Annotated in this window: 15 protein-coding genes; 10 read left to right on the top strand and 5 right to left on the bottom strand. The window is 62.2% G+C overall.

Annotation, left to right across the window (positions count from 1 at the left end):
- Positions 1–105: 105 nt before the first annotated feature.
- The gene (locus tag P6U27_RS23060) at positions 106–324 is read left to right on the top strand and encodes a hypothetical protein (RefSeq protein ID WP_122404048.1); all 219 of its coding nucleotides are present in this window, start codon (positions 106–108) and stop codon (positions 322–324) included.
- A 130-nt stretch (positions 325–454) separates the two neighbouring features.
- Positions 455–1,513 carry a YeiH family protein gene (locus P6U27_RS23055; RefSeq protein WP_122404047.1) on the top strand — a complete coding sequence of 353 codons (1,059 nt, stop codon included), beginning with the start codon at positions 455–457 and terminating at the stop codon, positions 1,511–1,513.
- 212 nt (positions 1,514–1,725) lie between these two features.
- Here the strand turns inward: P6U27_RS23055 and P6U27_RS23050 are convergent, their stop codons facing one another.
- The 4 genes from P6U27_RS23050 to P6U27_RS23035 form a co-directional block, all read right to left on the bottom strand.
- Positions 1,726–2,598 carry an ABC transporter ATP-binding protein gene (locus tag P6U27_RS23050; protein WP_162500351.1) on the bottom strand — a complete coding sequence of 291 codons (873 nt, stop codon included), beginning with the start codon at positions 2,596–2,598 and terminating at the stop codon, positions 1,726–1,728.
- Positions 2,595–3,497 (bottom strand): ABC transporter permease, encoded by a 903-nt coding sequence (locus P6U27_RS23045; protein WP_122404045.1) that lies wholly within the window; start codon positions 3,495–3,497, stop codon positions 2,595–2,597. Before P6U27_RS23045 ends, P6U27_RS23050 begins: the two co-directional genes overlap by 4 nt.
- Entirely contained in the window at positions 3,494–4,915 is a 1,422-nt protein-coding gene (locus tag P6U27_RS23040) for an ABC transporter substrate-binding protein (protein WP_407192696.1), read from the bottom strand. The genes P6U27_RS23045 and P6U27_RS23040 overlap by 4 nt, the downstream gene beginning before the upstream one ends.
- Positions 4,916–5,098: 183 nt before the next feature.
- The gene (locus P6U27_RS23035; RefSeq protein ID WP_174221590.1) at positions 5,099–5,872 is read right to left on the bottom strand and encodes a Crp/Fnr family transcriptional regulator; all 774 of its coding nucleotides are present in this window, start codon (positions 5,870–5,872) and stop codon (positions 5,099–5,101) included.
- 558 nt (positions 5,873–6,430) lie between these two features.
- On the opposite strand from P6U27_RS23035, the gene P6U27_RS23030 reads away from it, so the two are divergent.
- From P6U27_RS23030 to P6U27_RS23020, 3 genes are read left to right on the top strand one after another with little or no spacing between them, the layout of a single operon-like run.
- The gene (locus P6U27_RS23030) at positions 6,431–7,618 is read left to right on the top strand and encodes a patatin-like phospholipase family protein (RefSeq protein WP_122404042.1); all 1,188 of its coding nucleotides are present in this window, start codon (positions 6,431–6,433) and stop codon (positions 7,616–7,618) included.
- A gap of 9 nt (positions 7,619–7,627) precedes the next feature.
- The gene (locus P6U27_RS23025) at positions 7,628–8,194 is read left to right on the top strand and encodes a hypothetical protein (protein WP_122404041.1); all 567 of its coding nucleotides are present in this window, start codon (positions 7,628–7,630) and stop codon (positions 8,192–8,194) included.
- Positions 8,195–8,243: 49 nt separating this feature from the next.
- Positions 8,244–10,280, top strand: coding sequence for a tetratricopeptide repeat-containing protein (locus tag P6U27_RS23020; protein ID WP_122404040.1), 2,037 nt, complete (start codon positions 8,244–8,246; stop codon positions 10,278–10,280).
- Positions 10,281–10,314: 34 nt separating this feature from the next.
- Here the strand turns inward: P6U27_RS23020 and P6U27_RS23015 are convergent, their stop codons facing one another.
- A complete protein-coding gene (locus P6U27_RS23015) occupies positions 10,315–10,620 on the bottom strand; it encodes a gamma-butyrobetaine hydroxylase-like domain-containing protein (RefSeq protein ID WP_122404039.1) in 306 nt (101 codons plus the stop codon).
- A gap of 209 nt (positions 10,621–10,829) precedes the next feature.
- Between P6U27_RS23015 and P6U27_RS23010 the strand changes: the two genes are divergently transcribed.
- The 5 genes from P6U27_RS23010 to P6U27_RS22990 all read left to right on the top strand — a co-directional run bounded on the left by P6U27_RS23010 (position 10,830) and on the right by P6U27_RS22990 (position 15,999).
- Positions 10,830–11,603, top strand: coding sequence for a ferredoxin--NADP reductase (locus P6U27_RS23010; protein WP_122406744.1), 774 nt, complete (start codon positions 10,830–10,832; stop codon positions 11,601–11,603).
- A gap of 100 nt (positions 11,604–11,703) precedes the next feature.
- A complete protein-coding gene (locus P6U27_RS23005; RefSeq protein ID WP_407122044.1) occupies positions 11,704–13,446 on the top strand; it encodes a fumarate reductase/succinate dehydrogenase flavoprotein subunit in 1,743 nt (580 codons plus the stop codon).
- Between the two features lie 32 nt (positions 13,447–13,478).
- Positions 13,479–13,712 (top strand): ferredoxin family protein, encoded by a 234-nt coding sequence (locus P6U27_RS23000; RefSeq protein ID WP_011085981.1) that lies wholly within the window; start codon positions 13,479–13,481, stop codon positions 13,710–13,712.
- A 2-nt stretch (positions 13,713–13,714) separates the two neighbouring features.
- A complete protein-coding gene (locus P6U27_RS22995; RefSeq protein WP_162500349.1) occupies positions 13,715–14,692 on the top strand; it encodes a HEAT repeat domain-containing protein in 978 nt (325 codons plus the stop codon).
- Between the two features lie 134 nt (positions 14,693–14,826).
- On the top strand, positions 14,827–15,999 hold the full coding sequence (locus tag P6U27_RS22990) for a fumarylacetoacetate hydrolase family protein (RefSeq protein ID WP_122406743.1): 1,173 nt from the start codon (positions 14,827–14,829) through the stop codon (positions 15,997–15,999).
- Positions 16,000–16,419: the final 420 nt, after the last annotated feature.

Here is a 16,419-nt window from a genome sequence, read left to right as displayed (position 1 = left end):
CGGAAGGAGATTTCCTCCTCGAGGGCAAAAACGCCAATCGCTTCCATTGCTGTTTGGGCCCGAAACGACGACATTCCCGTCAGATTTGACGGATTGGCTACGGTCATGGAACGCACTGGATTTGAGCCCTTCGGCGAGCAGCTGGTGTCCGCAACGGACGCCCAGCCGAAGTCGCGCGCCTCAAAGCTTCTGCTGCGAGCCGGCACCGCGCTGTTCTGGTCGCTGGTCGCGGGCATCGTGCTGGCGCGTGCGGCCTTCTTCGAGCCGGGCATCTATGACGGCTTCAGCCGGGTCGCCTCGCTCGCCAAGAACCTGATCTTCTAAGGCTCGCCTGATCTTCCGAGCCCGATTATTCCAGGCCGAGGACAGAACTTCCCTCGGCCCTGATATGTCGAAAACTTATTTCCCAATCGGGTGGCGCTGCGTATAAATCCTTCTCCTCCGGGAGAGATTTGTGTCGCAGAATCAAGCATCCAGCCCGGCCGATACCAAGCCGGCCACCGCCGTCAGCCGCATTGCGGCGCTGATTCCGGGCATCCTCCTCTGCATTCTCGTCGCCGGCGTCTCGGCCCTGCTGGAGCAGGCGGAACTGGGTGTGTTCGAGCATCCCTATGTCGAGGCGCTCGTGATGGCGATCCTGCTCGGCATGGCGCTGCGCAGCTTCTGGAAGCCTGGCCCACGCTGGCAGGCTGGCATCGCCTTCAGCGCCAAGCAGCTCCTTGAAGTCGCGGTCATGCTGCTTGGCGCCTCCATCAGCTTTGCCGCCATCGCTGCGTCGGGCATCGCCCTGCTGGCTTCGATCGCGGCCGTCGTCGTGGTCGCGCTCTGTGTCTCCTTCGGCCTCAGCCGGCTGCTCGGCCTCTCGACGCGTCTCTCGATCCTGATCGCTTGTGGCAACTCGATCTGCGGCAATTCCGCGATTGCGGCCGTGGCGCCGATCATCGGCGCCAACAGTGACGAGATCGCGTCCTCGATCTCCTTCACCGCGATCCTCGGTGTGATGATGGTGCTGGGCCTGCCGCTGCTGATCCCGCTGCTGCAGCTGTCCGCCACGCAATACGGGATCCTTGCGGGTCTCACCGTCTACGCCGTGCCACAGGTGCTTGCAGCGACGGTGCCGGCCGGCCTCGTCTCGACCCAGATCGGCACGCTGGTCAAGCTGATGCGCGTCCTGATGCTCGGCCCGGTCGTCGTCGGCCTCTCGCTGGTCGCCTCGCGCTGGCAGGCCGATGCCAAGAAGACCAATCTCGGCTTCTTTCGCCTAGTGCCGTGGTTCATCCTCGGCTTCCTCGCGCTCGCGACCCTGCGCTCGCTCGAGATCGTGCCGGCCGCTGTGGTCGGACCGGTGACGAAGATCACGGGCTTTCTCACGGTGGTGTCGATGGCAGCGCTCGGACTCGGCGTCGACGTGCGCGTGCTCGCCAATGTCGGCGGCCGAGTGACGGCAGCCGTGACGCTCTCGCTGCTGCTGCTGCTCGGGATCAGCATCGCATTGGTGCACTGGTTCAAGTGAGACGATCCGGCCGCAAGCGCGCTGCACCCTCTCCCTTTGCGGGTCGTTGCGGGAGAGGATGGCTCGCCGCGTTAGCGGCGAGAGGGTGAGGGGTTCACTCCGCGAGCGCTTCTTTCACCGTGTCATTCGCGGATAGCACCCCATCCGGCGCTTTGCGCCACCTTCTCCCACAAGGGACAAGGGAAGAACAGCGCAAGCGTCGAGGGCGATCGCTAAATCACGTCCGCCAGCGAGTGCCCGTGCAGCTCGATGTTGAGTCCCTGCATGCCCATGTCGTTGATCTCGCCGCCCATCGCTTTGAGGCTTTCCTCGCGGATCAGGGACATCAGCCCGCGGCGCAGCGCCAAAAATTCCGACGACATCATCATGGATTGCTGCCGCGGCCGCTCCAGCGGGATCGGAATCTCCGCCTTGATCGAGCCGGGCCGCGCGGTCATGCAGTAAACGCGGTCGGATAGGAAGATGGCTTCATCGATGTCGTGGGTGACGAACAGCACTGAGATCTTCAGCCGCTGCCACATGTTGGTGAGGATCTGCTGCATGATGACGCGCGTCTGCGCGTCGAGCGCGCCGAACGGCTCGTCCAGCAGCAGCACCTTCGGTCCGGTCGCGAGCGCTCTTACGATGCCGACGCGCTGTTTCATGCCGCCGGAGAGCCTTTCCGGATAGTGCTTCTCGAACGCCTCCAGCCCCGCCAGCCCGAGCAGGGTGCGCGCGGCGCGCTCGCGCTGGGAGCGCGGCATGCCGCGCATCTTCAGGCCGAACTCGACATTCTCCCGCACCGTCTTCCAGGGAAACAGCGAATATTGCTGGAACACCATACCGCGCTCGGCGCTCGGGCCGTTCACGCGCTCGCCGTCGACGGTGACGATGCCCGTCGTGGGTTTAAGGAAGCCGGCGACGGCGTTGAGCAGCGTCGATTTTCCGCAACCGGAGGGGCCGACGATCGAGACGAACTCGCCGGGTTTCACATGGATTTGCGTATCGGTGACGGCCTGAACCGATCCCTCGATGGTCTCGTAGGCGAGGGAGAAGTTCTTGACTTCGATATGGCCCTTCGACGTGTTCGCAAGCATCTCGCTCATGTCGACCTCCACGGCATCACCAATTGTCCGGCGCCGCGGATCAACAGGCTAGAACCGAGGCCGAGCACGCCGATCGCGATCATGCCGAGCGCGATGTCGGCATACTGGACCAGCGAATAGGCCTCCCAGGTGAAATAGCCGATGCCGTACTGGCCCGAGATCATTTCGGCAGCGATCAGCGACACCCAGGCGACGCCCATGCCGACAGTGAGGCCGGTGAAGATGTGCGGCAGCGACGCCGGGAAATATACCTCGCGGAAGATCGAGCGCTCGCGCGCGCCGAGACATTGCGCCGCGCGGACCAGCACCGGATCGACCAGCGACATGCCGTGCAGCGTGTTGACCAGGATCGGGAAGAACGAGCCGAGGAAGGTGATGAAGACGATGCTTTGCTCGTTGGTCGGCCACAGCATGATCGCCATCGGCACCCAGGCGATCGCCGGGATCGGCCGCAGCACCTCGGCGACCGGGAAGATCACCTCGTGCACCAGCTTGAACCGGCCCATGATCAGGCCGAGCGGCACCCCGATGATCGCCGCCAGCGAGAAACCGATGAAGATGCGCCGGCAGCTCAAGAGGATGTGCATCAGGAATTTTGGATCGTGCATCGCCTTGGTGAAGCTCGCATAGACCGCGAGCGGCGAAGGCACGTTGGTGAAACGCACGAAGAACACGACGCGGTAGGTCGTGAGCAGGTGCCAGACCAGCAGGAAGGCGAGCAGCGAAATCAGGCCGATCGCGGTCGCACGCAGCCGGCTCTGGTTCAGCCGGTACCAGCGCAAAGCGAGCGTGCCGAACGAGGGCGGTGTTGCGGGCGGCCTGACGGCACGCACGGAGCCCGCCTCTGCAATGGCTGGCATGCTGTCCTCGGAATGTCTGAGGATGGCGGGATTGCTCACGTCTTGCCTCCGCTGACCGCCGCCTTCACCGCTTCGTCGAAGCCGAGCACCTTGCCGCCGATTTTGACCGCATAGGCTTCGGCGTCCTTCTTCAGCAGGAACGGAGTGACGTCGCCATTGCCGACCGCGAAGAAGGCCTGGTCGGCGAACAGCTTGATGCCGCGCGTGGTGTCGAAGACGTAGGCGACGTTGATCTTCTTGCCCTTGGCCTTGTAGTCGGCATAGGCACCCAGCGTGCAGGCGGCGGACGAGAACGGCAGGATGCCGGCGTCGTCCACCCAGACCTCGCCGGCCTTGCGCGGATCGGCGATCGGTTTCTTGCAGAAGGAATCGTCGCCGGAGATCTCGTAGTTCTTCGTGCTTGCAAGCTGCGCGTCGTAGTCGAGATTCATCTCGGCATAGGCCTTGCGGATGTAGCTGTCGTCGACCCACTTCTTCGGATCGAACTCCTTCATGCGGCCGAGGTTTTGCAGCACCTTCACATCGGCGGTGGCGGCATCGATCAGAGCCGGCTTGATCGTGGGATCGGTGGTCATGTTGCCGCTGGGGCCGAGAAAGATGTAGACCACTTCCTTGCTGATGCCGGTCCATTCCTGGATTTTTTCCGCAGCTAGCTTCGGGTCGTCGCGCAGCCACTGGTCGGCGGCGATCAGCGCCTTGAAATAGGCAACGACGACCTCAGGATATTTTTCGGCGAAATCGGTGCGGACGACGATGCCGTGGAAGGTCGGCAAGTTCGTCTCGACGCCGTCGAAGATCTTTCGCGCAAAGCCGCGGAACGGCAGCAACTCGGCAAAGGGGACGAAGTCGGCGTGGGCGTCGATCTTCTTTTCCTGGAGATTGGTCGAGCCGACCTCCGGGCTCTGGCTCACGAGTTGGAAGAAGTCGGATGCATAGCCGCGGTCCTGCATCGCCTTCAGCACCATGCCATGCGCGGCAGAGCCGAAGGGCACGCTGACCAGCTTGCCCTTGAGGTCGGCGAGGTCGTAGTAGGGCGAGTCCTTGTGGACGACGAGGCCGTTGCCGGAGCCCTCGAGGCTGTAGGCCGCAACGCCGACGAGGCGGCTCTTGCTCTCCGGGTTGTTCTCGAAGGTGAAGCCGTTCACGATCAGCGGATAGTCGCCCATCATGCCGATCTGCAGCTTGTTCGCCATCATCGCGTTGGTGACCGGCGGCCCGGAGGTGAAGTTCTGCCACTCCAGCTCGAACTTGATGTTGGCGTATTTGCCGTCCCTCGGCAGATATTTTTCGAGCAGATGCAACTGGCGGATGACGACGCCCGCGGTCACCGTGTTGGTCGTGGTGTCCTGCGTTCCAATGCCGAGCGTGACGGTCTCCGCCGATGCCGGCTGCGTGACGAGGAGCGCCAGCGACGTCACCAGCATCGCGATCGAGAGCGTGGGAAGATGGCGGACCATTCTCATCCTCATTCGGTTGGATGTGCTGTGGTTGCCATGATTGGGTGAGGGCGCAGGCAGAGCAAATCGGGAGTGACCGCGGTAGTCGATTAGTTGCCGGGAAAAGCCGATTGCATACTCCTTGGGCAATCCTGCACTATAAAGCCGCTTGCCTGTGCACCGACCATCGTCGTCGCTGCCGCCTCAATCCGACGCCTGGCCGCGCATTTCCTCGAGAACGTCGGTCCGGCACACCACGATCTGCGACCGCTTGGTCAGGACGATTCCCTTCTCCTGCATCCGCTTCAGGCTGATCGTGACCCATTGCCTGGTGGCGCCGACCATGTGGGCGATGTCGGCATGGGTGAAGGCCGCCGCGATCACGGTGCCGTCGGCATCCTCGACGCCGTAGAGCTCGACGAGATGCAGCAAGAGATGCGCAAGGCGCTGCGTGATGGAGCGCGTTCCCAGCATCTGCGCCAGCGCCGAATAGCATTTGCCCTTGAAGGTGAGGCCTTCGATCAGGCCGATCGCGAGATTGGGGATCTCTGCGGCAAGGATGCGCAGTTCCTTTCCGGGCAGGTGCACGACGCTGCAATTGCTGGACGCAACGCCGGACCATTGGTGCACGGTGCCCTCGAACACTTCGGGACCGCCGACGAAATTGCCGACATGCCAGTAGGCCAATGTGATCTCGCGCCCGAGCGGCGAGGTGTAGAACACGCGGATGCGGCCGCTCTCGATCAGCCAGATGCCATCATGCTTGCCGCCCTGGCTGAACAGTGTCTGGCCGCGGTTGAGCACTTTTCGCCGGCCCTGCTTCAGCACCAACTCCCGCTCGCGCGGCGAGAGCTTGTCCATCAACGGTGGTGGACCGCCGATCCATTGCTGGTTCTCGGTGAGCAGCAGCGAGGAGCTGCCGGCAGACCGCATCGCGACTGGAACAGCTCCGCGAACCGCATTCGCCGCCTGCAACATCACCTTCCTCCGGAACGTTCAAATCGTTCTAAAGAGGAGCAATGTCCGTGCCAGATGGGGGCATACCGTGAGGGTGGCGGGAAGGGCCGCCGAACGCCCGCCGAACTCGCGATCGTGACAGCGCGCCGCACATCTAGAGCTTGCGTTCACGGTGGATACACGTCAGCATGTCGGGTGTCGAACGCGATCCGTATTTCATTCGTTGGCCGGTCGTTTCTGATGAGGTTTTTTTGCTCTGAACCGAACGATTGGGAATGGCGCCGGGTCGGGCGCACATTTTGATTGAAGCAGCCCTTCCTCGCGCGACGAGGATAGTCGTCAGATTGATACCGCCGCGGAGATGGACATGGCGGAACTTTCGATTTCAAGATCATCGTTACGAAGATCGCGCGTCGGCACGATCATTGAGAGGTCGTCTGCAGTTTCTCGGCTCCAAGCCACCGGACGAGCTGATGCTGGCGATTTTGGACGAATACGACGAATACCAAGAGCACGTTGAAAAGCTGCGGCCGAAGCAGAATTGAAGTTCAGTTTATTGCGAGGAAACGGAGGGAATTTATGGCCAATTTAGTCGAAACTAAATTGACGTCTGCCGGACCAAAACGAATCCTTGCCTGCGACGGCGGCGGCATTCTCGGGCTGATGAGCGTGGAGATTCTCGCCAAGCTCGAAAGAGACCTGCGATCAGCGTCCGGCAACGACAAGCTCGTCCTCGCCGACTATTTCGATTTCGTCTGCGGCACGAGCACCGGTGCAATCATCGCGACCTGCATCTCACTCGGTATGTCCACGGATAAGATCCGCCAGTTCTACGTGGGCAGCGGTGAGCTGATGTTCGAGAAGTCCAGCATTCTCAAGCGTGCGCAGTACGCTTACAACGACGAACCGTTGGCAAAGATGCTTCGCGAGACGATCAATAAAGAGCTTGGATACGGGGCCACTGACCAGCCTGCGGAGCTCGGCGACGCGAATCTGAAGACCCTCCTCATGGTCGTGATGCGCAATCACACGACAGATTCGCCCTGGCCGGTCAGTAACAATCCGCGCGCCCACTACAACGACCGCAGCCGTCCCGACTGCAACCTCGGTTTACCGTTGTGGCAGCTCGTCCGTGCCAGCACAGCTGCGCCGACCTTCTTTCCCCCTGAGGTGGTGGTATTCGCGCAGGGGACAGCCAAGGAATACAGCTTCATCTTCGTCGACGGCGGGGTGACCACCTACAATAACCCGGCGTTTCTGGCCTTTCAGATGGCGACCGCACGAGCTTACCAGATGAACTGGGCCACCGGGCGCGACCAGCTCCTGATCGTGTCCGTCGGTACCGGCAATGCGCCACGCGAGCGGCCTGACTTGAAGGCAGGTGATCTTTGGCTGCTCGACCACGCCCGCAACATTCCGTCCGCGCTGATGAATGCGGCCAGTGCCGGCTGGGACATGGCCTGTCGGACGGTCGGCGATTGCCGATATGGCGCGCCGATAGACCGCGAGTTCGGTCACGCGATGCATATCGACCCCAAAGATCCACTGCCTTCGACCATTCCATCCCAGTTCACCTATGTCAGGTATGATCCGGACGTCACCGCGACGGGGTTGGCGGATCTGGGTCTCGCCAAGATTTCGCCCGCCGATGTGCAGGTGATGGACTCGGTCAAGCACATCAATCAGATCGGCGACGTGGGAGCGGCTTACGCCGAAAAATACGTCCTTCCCTCTACGCATTTCCCGAATTTCCCACCTCCCCGTTAAAGAGCAGTGATGCCGCAGGACCAACAGCAGAAGGCCGTTATCGCCCTGGCGGGCCGCCGCATCGACGCACCGGACGCGGAAGCGAAGCGCTTTCCGCTGGGCGCCGTGCCGTTGGTCCGCCAGCGGCTTGCCGATGTCTTTAGGCAGGAGCAGGCTGAGGCTTTGGTCTGCTCGGCCGCATGCGGGGCCGATCTCATTGCGCTCGAGGAGGCCGGACGCATGGGTATTCGGCGCCGGATCGTGCTGCCATTCGCGCCAGCCCGGTTCCGCGAGACGTCGGTGACCGATCGCCCTGGCGACTGGGGCGGACTATTCGATCGTGTGATGGGCGAGGTGGGGCAGGCGGGCGACGTCGTCGTGCTCGATGCCGGAGACGGTGACGCGGCCTACGCCGCGGCCAATGATGCGATCGTGAGGGAAGCGCTCGCGCTGTGCCGTGCCGAGGCGCCGCCATGCCGGCCCGTTGCGGTCATCGTCAACGAAGGCAGCTCCCGCGGCGCGGGCGATGCCACCGAGCAGTTTCGCGTCCTCGGACTGGCGGCGGGATTTGTGGAGCGGCCGGTCAGGACGAACTGAGATTTACATCATCCGGCCTGGACCAAGGCCGGCACGGAGGGGGGGAGGCATGACACGCGTCTTCGTGATCCGGCCATTTGGAATCAAGCCGGATTCTGCGGGAAAGCTCATCGATTTCAATCGGGTCCACGACGGGCTGATCACACCCGCGCTGGGAACCTTCGGTATCGCCGGGGGCACCACCGGCGACATTGTCGAGCCGGGCAATATCAGGGAAGACATGTTTAAGCTCCTCGTCGAGGCGGACCTCGTCATTGCCGATCTCACGATCCACAACGCTAACGTCTTCTACGAATTGGGAATCCGGCATGCTTTACGAAAGAAGCGTTCGATTCTGATCAAGGGTAAGCCGGTCGCGGATGGCCCTGTCTTCGATCTCCTGACCGATCGCTACCTTGCCTATACCGTTGACAAGCCGGAGGAGTCGGTCGTCGAGCTCACAGAGGTCATTCGTCAGGCCTTGGCAAGCGAGCGCGACACGGACAGTCCCATCTTCAAGATGTTGCCGACCTTACCCGAAGTCGAGCCGGCCGCCGTCTCGCAGGTCATTCCCAACGAGTTGATCGAAGAAATCGACCGGGCGAGAGCCGCACACTCGATGGGTTGGTTGCGTCTGCTTGCGAAGGAAGTGGAGGGCCTCCGCTTCGAGTGGCCGGCACTTCGCATGATCGGCCAGGCGCAATGGGATCTCGAAGACTATGACGGAGCGCTTACGACCTTCGTCAAGGTCGTTGAAGTCTATCCAAACGATGTCGCTGCCAACCTCGCATTGGCCAATATCTACGAGCGACGATATCGAAAAGAACGCGCGCAAGGCCGAAATCAACCCCAGCTCTTTGCTGCATCCGATGCTGCAATCGCTCGCGTCCTGTCGCTCGGTCAGGGCGTTACGGCCGCGCAGCGCGCCGAAGCGCTCGCCTTGAAGGGGCGAAACAAGAAGACGTCGTGGCGATTGAGTTTCGAAACGGTGCCGGATCAGGCCGAGAGACGAAGGATCGCCACCAGCGCGACGCTCAGAGAGGCATATGAAGCATATCGTGACGCCTACCTGACGGACTTGAATCATTTTTGGTCAGGCCTCGCCGCCTTTCAGCTCGGCCAAATTGCGTTGGACCTTTCCAAAGATGCGGAAGAATGGGAAGCGTCGTTTCCGAGCAATGGTGGGGCTTCATACTACCGCGAGAAGCTCCGTCAGTCAGTCGATCAGCTCAGCGCGCTCTTGCCGCTGGTCATCGATGCCGCCTTGGAGCGTTTGCCGGAAGGTCACAAGGATCGCGTTTGGGCCAAAATGGGCCCGGCCGATCTGGCTTTTTTGGTGGAGCCGAACGCCTCTCGCGTCGCTCGACTTTATCGCGATAGCGTTTCGGAATCCCACCTCTTTGCCTGGGACGCTGCCAAGGGGCAGATGAAACTGTTTGACAGCCTTGGCTTCCGCCCGAACTTGGCCGACGCGGTGATCGCGGCTGTCGAGGCGCATCTGTGCCGGCCCGCTGCGAAGGAAGACTATGAGATGGTCATTTTCTCCGGGCACTTGATCGATGAGCCGGGCCGTCCCGAGCCTCGCTTCCCTCCCGATAGGGTCGAAAAGGCCCGACAGCTCATCAAGGACCGGCTTCTGAGCCTTCAAAAGGAGGGAAGGAAGCTTCGCGTATTGGCATCGGCTGCGCCGGGCAGCGATATCATCTGTCACGAGGTTTGCGGAGAGATCAATGTCGACAGCACGCTGTGCCTTCCGATGCCCCGGAACGTCTATGCCAGCCAGGTTTTCACTGATGGATTTGATGCGTGGCGAACCCGGTATTTCAATCTGCTCGAGAAGCGGCCAGTGCTCGAACTGAGCGACCGTGCAGGGTTGCCGAATTGGCTGAGCACCAAGGCGGGAGTCGATGCCTGGGAGCGCGGCAACGAATGGGTGCTGAGAATGGCGTTGTCCAGCTCGGCGAAGAAAATCATGCTGCTTGCCCTGTGGAACCAGCATGAGGAACCAGGACGTGCCGGTGGGACCGGGCACAGCGTACGGATCGCACGCGGTTCTGGCAGTGTCGATGTTCACATCATCGACGCCCGGGAGCTGCTCGCGAACTGAGCCGACCGGCAATTTGAGGAGCGAGCAGCCGGCTTCACTGCCCCGCCAAGCTCAGCAAATACGGCTTCGGGTAAATCCCCCGGTTATGTCCGTCCGAGAATGAGATGTTCAGTCCGTAGCCGAGATCGCCAATCTCGGTGATCGCAATCCCCGGAAATGCTTCCGGGAAGCGGCCGTCGAAGCGGGCGCGGGTGCAGTGGGCGCATTTGCAGGAGAGGCGGAGTGTTTCGGCAGTGACGCTCAACGCATCGTTCTGCGTGGTGCGGACGAGGAGCGCCGCCAGATCGGCGCTGGCTTCATAGTCGGCTACGGTCGGTGCCAGCAATGCGGTCATGGTCATGATAAATCTCCGGCTTCTCTCTACGTCGGCGCAGGCGCCCACGAATAGCAACTAATTGCCGGTGCGGACACGTGGCGATGGCCTTCGCTGCCTCGTCTTCGGTCATCGCTCGCGAAATGTGCAACTAATCGACTGGGAATTTCACTTCCGAATTGCCGGGCTCTCCTCTCTCGGAAACCTTGAACGTCACCGATGGCGAAGGAGAGATCATGAGCGCATTTCAGAGGGAAAGGGTTTTGTCGGTCAGGCACTGGACCGATTCTCTGTTCAGCTTCACCGCAACGCGAGATCCCGGCTTCCGCTTCCAGAACGGCCAGTTCGCGATGATCGGGCTCGAAGTCGAAGGCAAGCCGCTGATGCGGGCCTACAGCATGGCCAGTGCCAATCACGAGGAGGCGCTCGAATTCTTCTCGATCAAGGTCCAGGACGGTCCGCTAACCTCGCGCCTGCAGAAGATCAGAGAAGGCGACATCATCCTGGTCGGCCGCAAGGCGACGGGCACGTTGATCACCGGCAATCTCATGCCAGGCAAGCGCCTGTTACTGCTCTCGACCGGCACGGGACTCGCGCCCTTCGCCAGCTTGATCAAGGACCCCGACGTCTACGAGAATTACGAGACGATCGTGCTCGCCCATGGCTGTCGCCAGATCTCGGAACTCGCCTATGGCGAGCACCTCGTCGCGGGCCTGCGCAGTCACGAATTCTTCGGCCCCTTGATCCGCGACAAGCTGGTCTACTACCCGACCGTCACCCGCGAGCCGTTCCGGAACCGCGGCCGCATCACCGACCTGATCGCCTCAAACCAACTGTTCGACGACATCGGGCGGCCAGGCCTCGACATCGAGACCGACCGCATCATGCTGTGCGGCAGCCCCGCGATGCTGGAGGAACTGCACGCGATGTTCGCCGCACGCGGCTTCGTCGAGGGCAATCACAGCCAGCCCGGCCATTTCGTCATCGAAAAGGCCTTCGTCGAGCGCTGAGCCGCAAATCGCATCCCGGCGACAACTAATTGCTATCGCCGGGACGCCCCCTGAACAAATCTGACGCAAAGGCGCCGGATCGGCGAACCAGGAGCAAGTGATGGCACTAGATCAGATTGTCGACGGACTTTCGGAGGTTTCCTGCGATGTGCTGGTGATCGGCGGCGGCACGGCCGGCCCGATGGCGGCGCTGAAGGCGAAGCTGAAGAACCCGAAAGCCAATGTCGTCCTGCTCGAAAAGGCCAACGTCAAACGCTCCGGCGCGATCTCGATGGGCATGGATGGACTGAACAATGCCGTCATCCCCGGCTACGCGACGCCGGAGCAGTACACCAAGGAAATCACCATCGCCAACGACGGCATCGTCGACCAGAAGGCGGTCTATAAATACGCGCAGAACTGTTACAAAATCATCGAAGAACTCGACAGCTTCGGCATCCGCTTCCTCAAGAACGAAAACGGCGACTACGCGGTCAAGAAGGTGCACCATATCGGCACCTACGTCCTGCCGATGCCGAACGGCGAGACCGTGAAGAAGGCGCTGTACCGCCAGCTTCGCCGCGCCCGCATCTTGATCTCAAACCGCTACATGGCAACGCGGCTGCTGAAGTCCTCTGATGGCCGCATCGCCGGTGCGATCAGCGTCAATACGCGCACGGCGGAGATGCTGGTGATCAAGGCCAAGGCCGTGATCCTTTGCATGGGCGCGGCCGGCCGGCTCGGTTTGCCGACCTCCGGCTACATGTTCGGCACTTACGAGAACGCCGCCAATTCCGGCGACGGCTACGCCATGGCCTATCACGCCGGCGCGGCGCTCGCGAACCTCGAATGCTTCCAGATCAATCCGCTGATCAAGGACTATAACGGCCCGGCCTGCGCCTATGTCGCGGGTCCCTTCGGCGCATATACGGCGAACAACGAAGGCGCGCGCTTCATCGAATGCGACTACTGGTCCGGTCAGATGATGCTGGAGTTCTACAACGAGCTCTTGTCCGGCAAGGGCCCGGTGTTCCTCCAGCTCAAGCATCTGCACCCCGACACCATCTCCGAGATCGAGTCCACGCTGCACAAGGTCGAGCGTCCGACGCGCGGCCTGTTCCAGCAGGGGCGCGGCGTCGACTATCGCAGCGAGTCGATCGAGATGCACATCTCCGAGATCGGCTTCTGCTCCGGCCACAGTGCCTCCGGCGTGTTCGTCGACGACAATGCGCGCACCACCATTCCTGGTCTTTACGCAGCCGGCGACATGGCGAGCGTGCCGCACAATTACATGCTGGGCGCCTTCACCAACGGTTCGGTCGCCGGCATCGACGCGATGGAGTTCGCCGACGGACATGATTTTGCGGAGTTCGACGCAGGCGATGTCGCGCTGGAGCGCGACCGCGTGATGGCGCCGACCAAGCGCGAGGACGGCATTCCGCCGAACCAGATCGAGTACAAGACGCGCCGCCTGGTCAACGACTATCTCCAGCCGCCGAAGGTCACGCGCAAATACGAGCTCGGCATGCGCCGTCTGGCGGAGGCGCGCGAGGACATGCAGGAGCGCATGATCGCACGCAACGCGCACGAGCTGCTCCGCGCCCTCGAAGTGCAGTCGATCATGGACTGCGCCGACATGGCCGCGCACGCCTCGCTCTATCGCGAGGAGAGCCGCTGGGGTCTCTATCACTGGCGCACGGATTTCCCGGAAAAGGACAACGAGAATTGGTTCTGCCATGCGCTGCTGAGCAAGCGCGACGGCAAGATGACCAGCGAGAAGCGCGCAGTCGAACCGTACGTCGTGCCGATCTCCGACGACGAGAAGGACCTCTACGACAAGCAGCGCATCCGCGCCTCGGCCTGATCCACCAGAAATGCAGCAACAGGAGACATCAAATGCCTCTCGCGTCCTATCAGACATCGGTTCCGGTGGTCGTCGACGACGCCAAATGCATCGCGGACAAGGGCTGCACGGTGTGCGTCGATGTCTGCCCGCTCGACGTGCTGCGCATCAGCGAGATGACGAACAAGGCTTACATGGCCTATGACGAGTGTTGGTACTGTATGCCCTGCGAGGCCGATTGCCCGACCGGCGCCGTCACCGTCAACATTCCGTATCTGTTGAGGTGATCATGTCGAGCCCGTTCGAATCCTACGACGATCTAGAGGACGCCGACGAGCGGCTTCAGGCCGCCGATCCCGCCGAGCGCCGCGTCGCCATCATCGCGCTCGGCCATTCCGCCGATCCGGCAGCGGTCGCGCATCTCGCCAACTTGGTCGCAGATCCCGATGTGGGCGTGCGCCAGCAGGTCGCGATGGCGCTCGGGGAGTTCGATGGGCCGGAGGCCGCGAGCGCACTGGTCAAGCTGCTTGTCGACCCCGAAAGGATCGTTGCGGCAGCCGCGGCCGACAGCATGGCAGAGTTCAAGGATCCCGCCTGCGCCAAGATCATCCTGCCACTGGTGAAGCATGCCCACGCCTTCGTCCGTATGGGCGCGCTGCGCGCGCTCAAGGAATTACGCTGCAAGGACACGCTTAAGCCGGCGCTGGAAGCGCTCCAGGACACTGACGCCGCCGTCCGCGTGCAAGCGATCGGCGTGATCGGCTTTCTCAAGCTGGAGGAGTCCATCCCGGCACTAACGGCGTTGATCAACGACCCTGATGCTCATGTGCGCCGTGCCGCCGTGAGCGCGCTGGCGTTCTCGCAGATGAAACCTGCGGCCGAGACCATCACGCGCGCGTTGAAGGATGCCGACTGGATGGTGCGCGAGATGGCGGCCGAAACGCTGGGCCTCAATATCAACGGTTCGCTGGCCGCCGATCAACTGACCGTCTGCCTTGCCGACGAGTTCTGGCAGGTGCGGCTGAAGGCGATCCGCAGCCTCGGCAAGATGAAGATCGAGCGGGCGGTGCGGCCGATCGGCAATTGCGTCAACCACGACCAGGCGAACTTGCGGAAAGAGGCGGCTGCGGCGCTTGGCGAGATCGCCCATCCCGACGGCGAGGCGTTCCTGGCCATCATCGCCGACGATCCAGATCCCGATGTGCGCAAGAACGCGCGCTGGGCGCTGCAGCAGATCGCGGCGCGAAAGGCGCGAGCAGGGGCATAAGAGGCGCGGGCGGCGGCATAGCGGCTCGTCGCGGCCGCTCTGGACTTCCCGCGCCAGACGTTTATTGGTCTTCGCCAATGGGACCGGCCGCCGCAAATGCGACCGATCCCAAAGAAACAGCGAGGACGCCGGCCATGACGAGTTTGACTGTGAAAGACCTTCTCCCCGAGGACGGCACGCGGGGAACATTGGCCGGCCGCGTCTGGCTGCCGCAGGTGAATGGTCCGGCCGTGGTCGCCGTCCGGGGCGACGGCGTCTTCGATGTTACCGCACGATTTCCGACCATCAGCGCGCTGTGCGAGGAGGACGATCCGGCCAAGGCGCTCGCTGCGACCAAGGGCGAATGCATCGGCGATCTCGAATCCATTGTTGCCAATACGGCGCCCGATCGTCGCGATTCCAAGAAGCCGTGGCTGCTCGCGCCGGTCGATCTCCAGACCTTGAAAGCTGCCGGCGTCACCTTCGCGATCTCGATGTTGGAACGCGTCATCGAGGAGCGCGCGAAGGGTAATCCGGCCTCGGCCGAGGCGATCCGCAAAGAGGTGACGCGGTTGATCGGCGACGATCTGTCAAAACTCAAGCCGGGCTCGGACCAGGCGATGCACCTGAAGCAGGTGCTGATCGATCAGAACGCGTGGAGCCAGTATCTCGAAGTCGGTATCGGCCCGGATGCCGAAGTCTTCACCAAGGCGCCGACCCTGTCCTCGGTCGGCACCGGCATGGATGCCGGGCTGCATCCGAAATCGACCTGGAACAATCCAGAGCCCGAGCTCGTGCTGTTCGTCTCGAGCCGCGGCAAGATCGTCGGCGGTGCGCTCGGCAACGACGTCAATTTGCGGGACTTCGAGGGCCGTTCGGCGCTGCTGCTCTCGAAGGCCAAGGACAACAATGCGTCCTGCTCCATTGGTCCGCTGCTGCGCCTGTTCGACGACACCTTCACGCTCGACGACGCGCGCAAGCTCGATATCAGCCTGAACGTGACGGGCACTGATGGTTTCGTCCTCGACGGCCATTCCTCGATCAGCAAGATCAGCCGCGATCCGACCGATCTCGTCGCGCAGACCATCGGCAAGATCCATCAATATCCCGATGGTTTCGTGCTGTTCCTCGGCACCATGTTCGCACCCGTGAAGGATCGCGACGCGCCGGGGCAGGGCTTCACCCACAAGCGCGACGACATCGTCACGATCGCAGCGCCCCAGCTCGGCAAGCTCGTCAACCGCATGCGCACGAGCGACGAGTGCGAGCCCTGGACCTTCGGTATCGGCGCGCTGATGAAGAACCTGGCGCAGCGCAAGCTGATTTAGTGCTGCGGCCTTCGCCTCTCCCGCGTGCGGGGAGATGCAATCGGGTGAGGGGACTCTCCACGAGTCAATCTGCTTGAGCGACCCAGAGCTCCATGAGCGCAGCGAAGCAATCCAGAATCTTTCCGCGGAGGGACCCTGGATTGCTCACATGGGGATTTGGTGTGTCAAGGCGGTTTGTTCAGCTCTTTGTTCGATTGCAGGCCAGCTCTTCGTCCCGACCGTGGAGCACGTAGGATGGCGCGCGCAGATCGAGTCAAGGTCGGCCCGGAGGGCCGTCGCGAAGCGACTTGGCCTTGACTCGAGCGAGCACGCCATCAGGCTTTGGCAGTCGGGGCAGCGGGCGGATAACTCCTTTTCGTCAGGCGATCCAAGGGTCGAGCCGGTTGTTGCAATCTGGTTTGCTTGCCAGATCAAACTCAC

The organism is Bradyrhizobium sp. STM 3566 (genome assembly GCF_045571445.1).
Lineage (GTDB): Bacteria > Pseudomonadota > Alphaproteobacteria > Rhizobiales > Xanthobacteraceae > Bradyrhizobium > Bradyrhizobium vignae.
Note: the sequence above shows the minus strand (reverse complement) of the source record. Positions and strands in the feature narration are given on the sequence as shown.

What these genes read in the sequence shown, in the direction of transcription:
- P6U27_RS23015 (WP_122404039.1), bottom strand. Translation starts at nt 10,620, where the DNA reads ATGACCATGACCGCATTGCTGGCACCGACCGTAGCCGACTATGAAGCC.
- P6U27_RS23005 (WP_407122044.1), top strand. Translation starts at nt 11,704, where the DNA reads ATGGCACTAGATCAGATTGTCGACGGACTTTCGGAGGTTTCCTGCGAT.
- P6U27_RS23020 (WP_122404040.1), top strand. Translation starts at nt 8,244, where the DNA reads ATGACACGCGTCTTCGTGATCCGGCCATTTGGAATCAAGCCGGATTCT.
- P6U27_RS22995 (WP_162500349.1), top strand. Translation starts at nt 13,715, where the DNA reads ATGTCGAGCCCGTTCGAATCCTACGACGATCTAGAGGACGCCGACGAG.
- P6U27_RS23035 (WP_174221590.1), bottom strand. Translation starts at nt 5,872, where the DNA reads ATGTTGCAGGCGGCGAATGCGGTTCGCGGAGCTGTTCCAGTCGCGATG.
- P6U27_RS23010 (WP_122406744.1), top strand. Translation starts at nt 10,830, where the DNA reads ATGAGCGCATTTCAGAGGGAAAGGGTTTTGTCGGTCAGGCACTGGACC.
- P6U27_RS23030 (WP_122404042.1), top strand. Translation starts at nt 6,431, where the DNA reads ATGGCCAATTTAGTCGAAACTAAATTGACGTCTGCCGGACCAAAACGA.
- P6U27_RS22990 (WP_122406743.1), top strand. Translation starts at nt 14,827, where the DNA reads ATGACGAGTTTGACTGTGAAAGACCTTCTCCCCGAGGACGGCACGCGG.
- P6U27_RS23050 (WP_162500351.1), bottom strand. Translation starts at nt 2,598, where the DNA reads ATGAGCGAGATGCTTGCGAACACGTCGAAGGGCCATATCGAAGTCAAG.
- P6U27_RS23025 (WP_122404041.1), top strand. Translation starts at nt 7,628, where the DNA reads ATGCCGCAGGACCAACAGCAGAAGGCCGTTATCGCCCTGGCGGGCCGC.
- P6U27_RS23040 (WP_407192696.1), bottom strand. Translation starts at nt 4,915, where the DNA reads ATGGTCCGCCATCTTCCCACGCTCTCGATCGCGATGCTGGTGACGTCG.
- P6U27_RS23060 (WP_122404048.1), top strand. Translation starts at nt 106, where the DNA reads ATGGAACGCACTGGATTTGAGCCCTTCGGCGAGCAGCTGGTGTCCGCA.
- P6U27_RS23000 (WP_011085981.1), top strand. Translation starts at nt 13,479, where the DNA reads ATGCCTCTCGCGTCCTATCAGACATCGGTTCCGGTGGTCGTCGACGAC.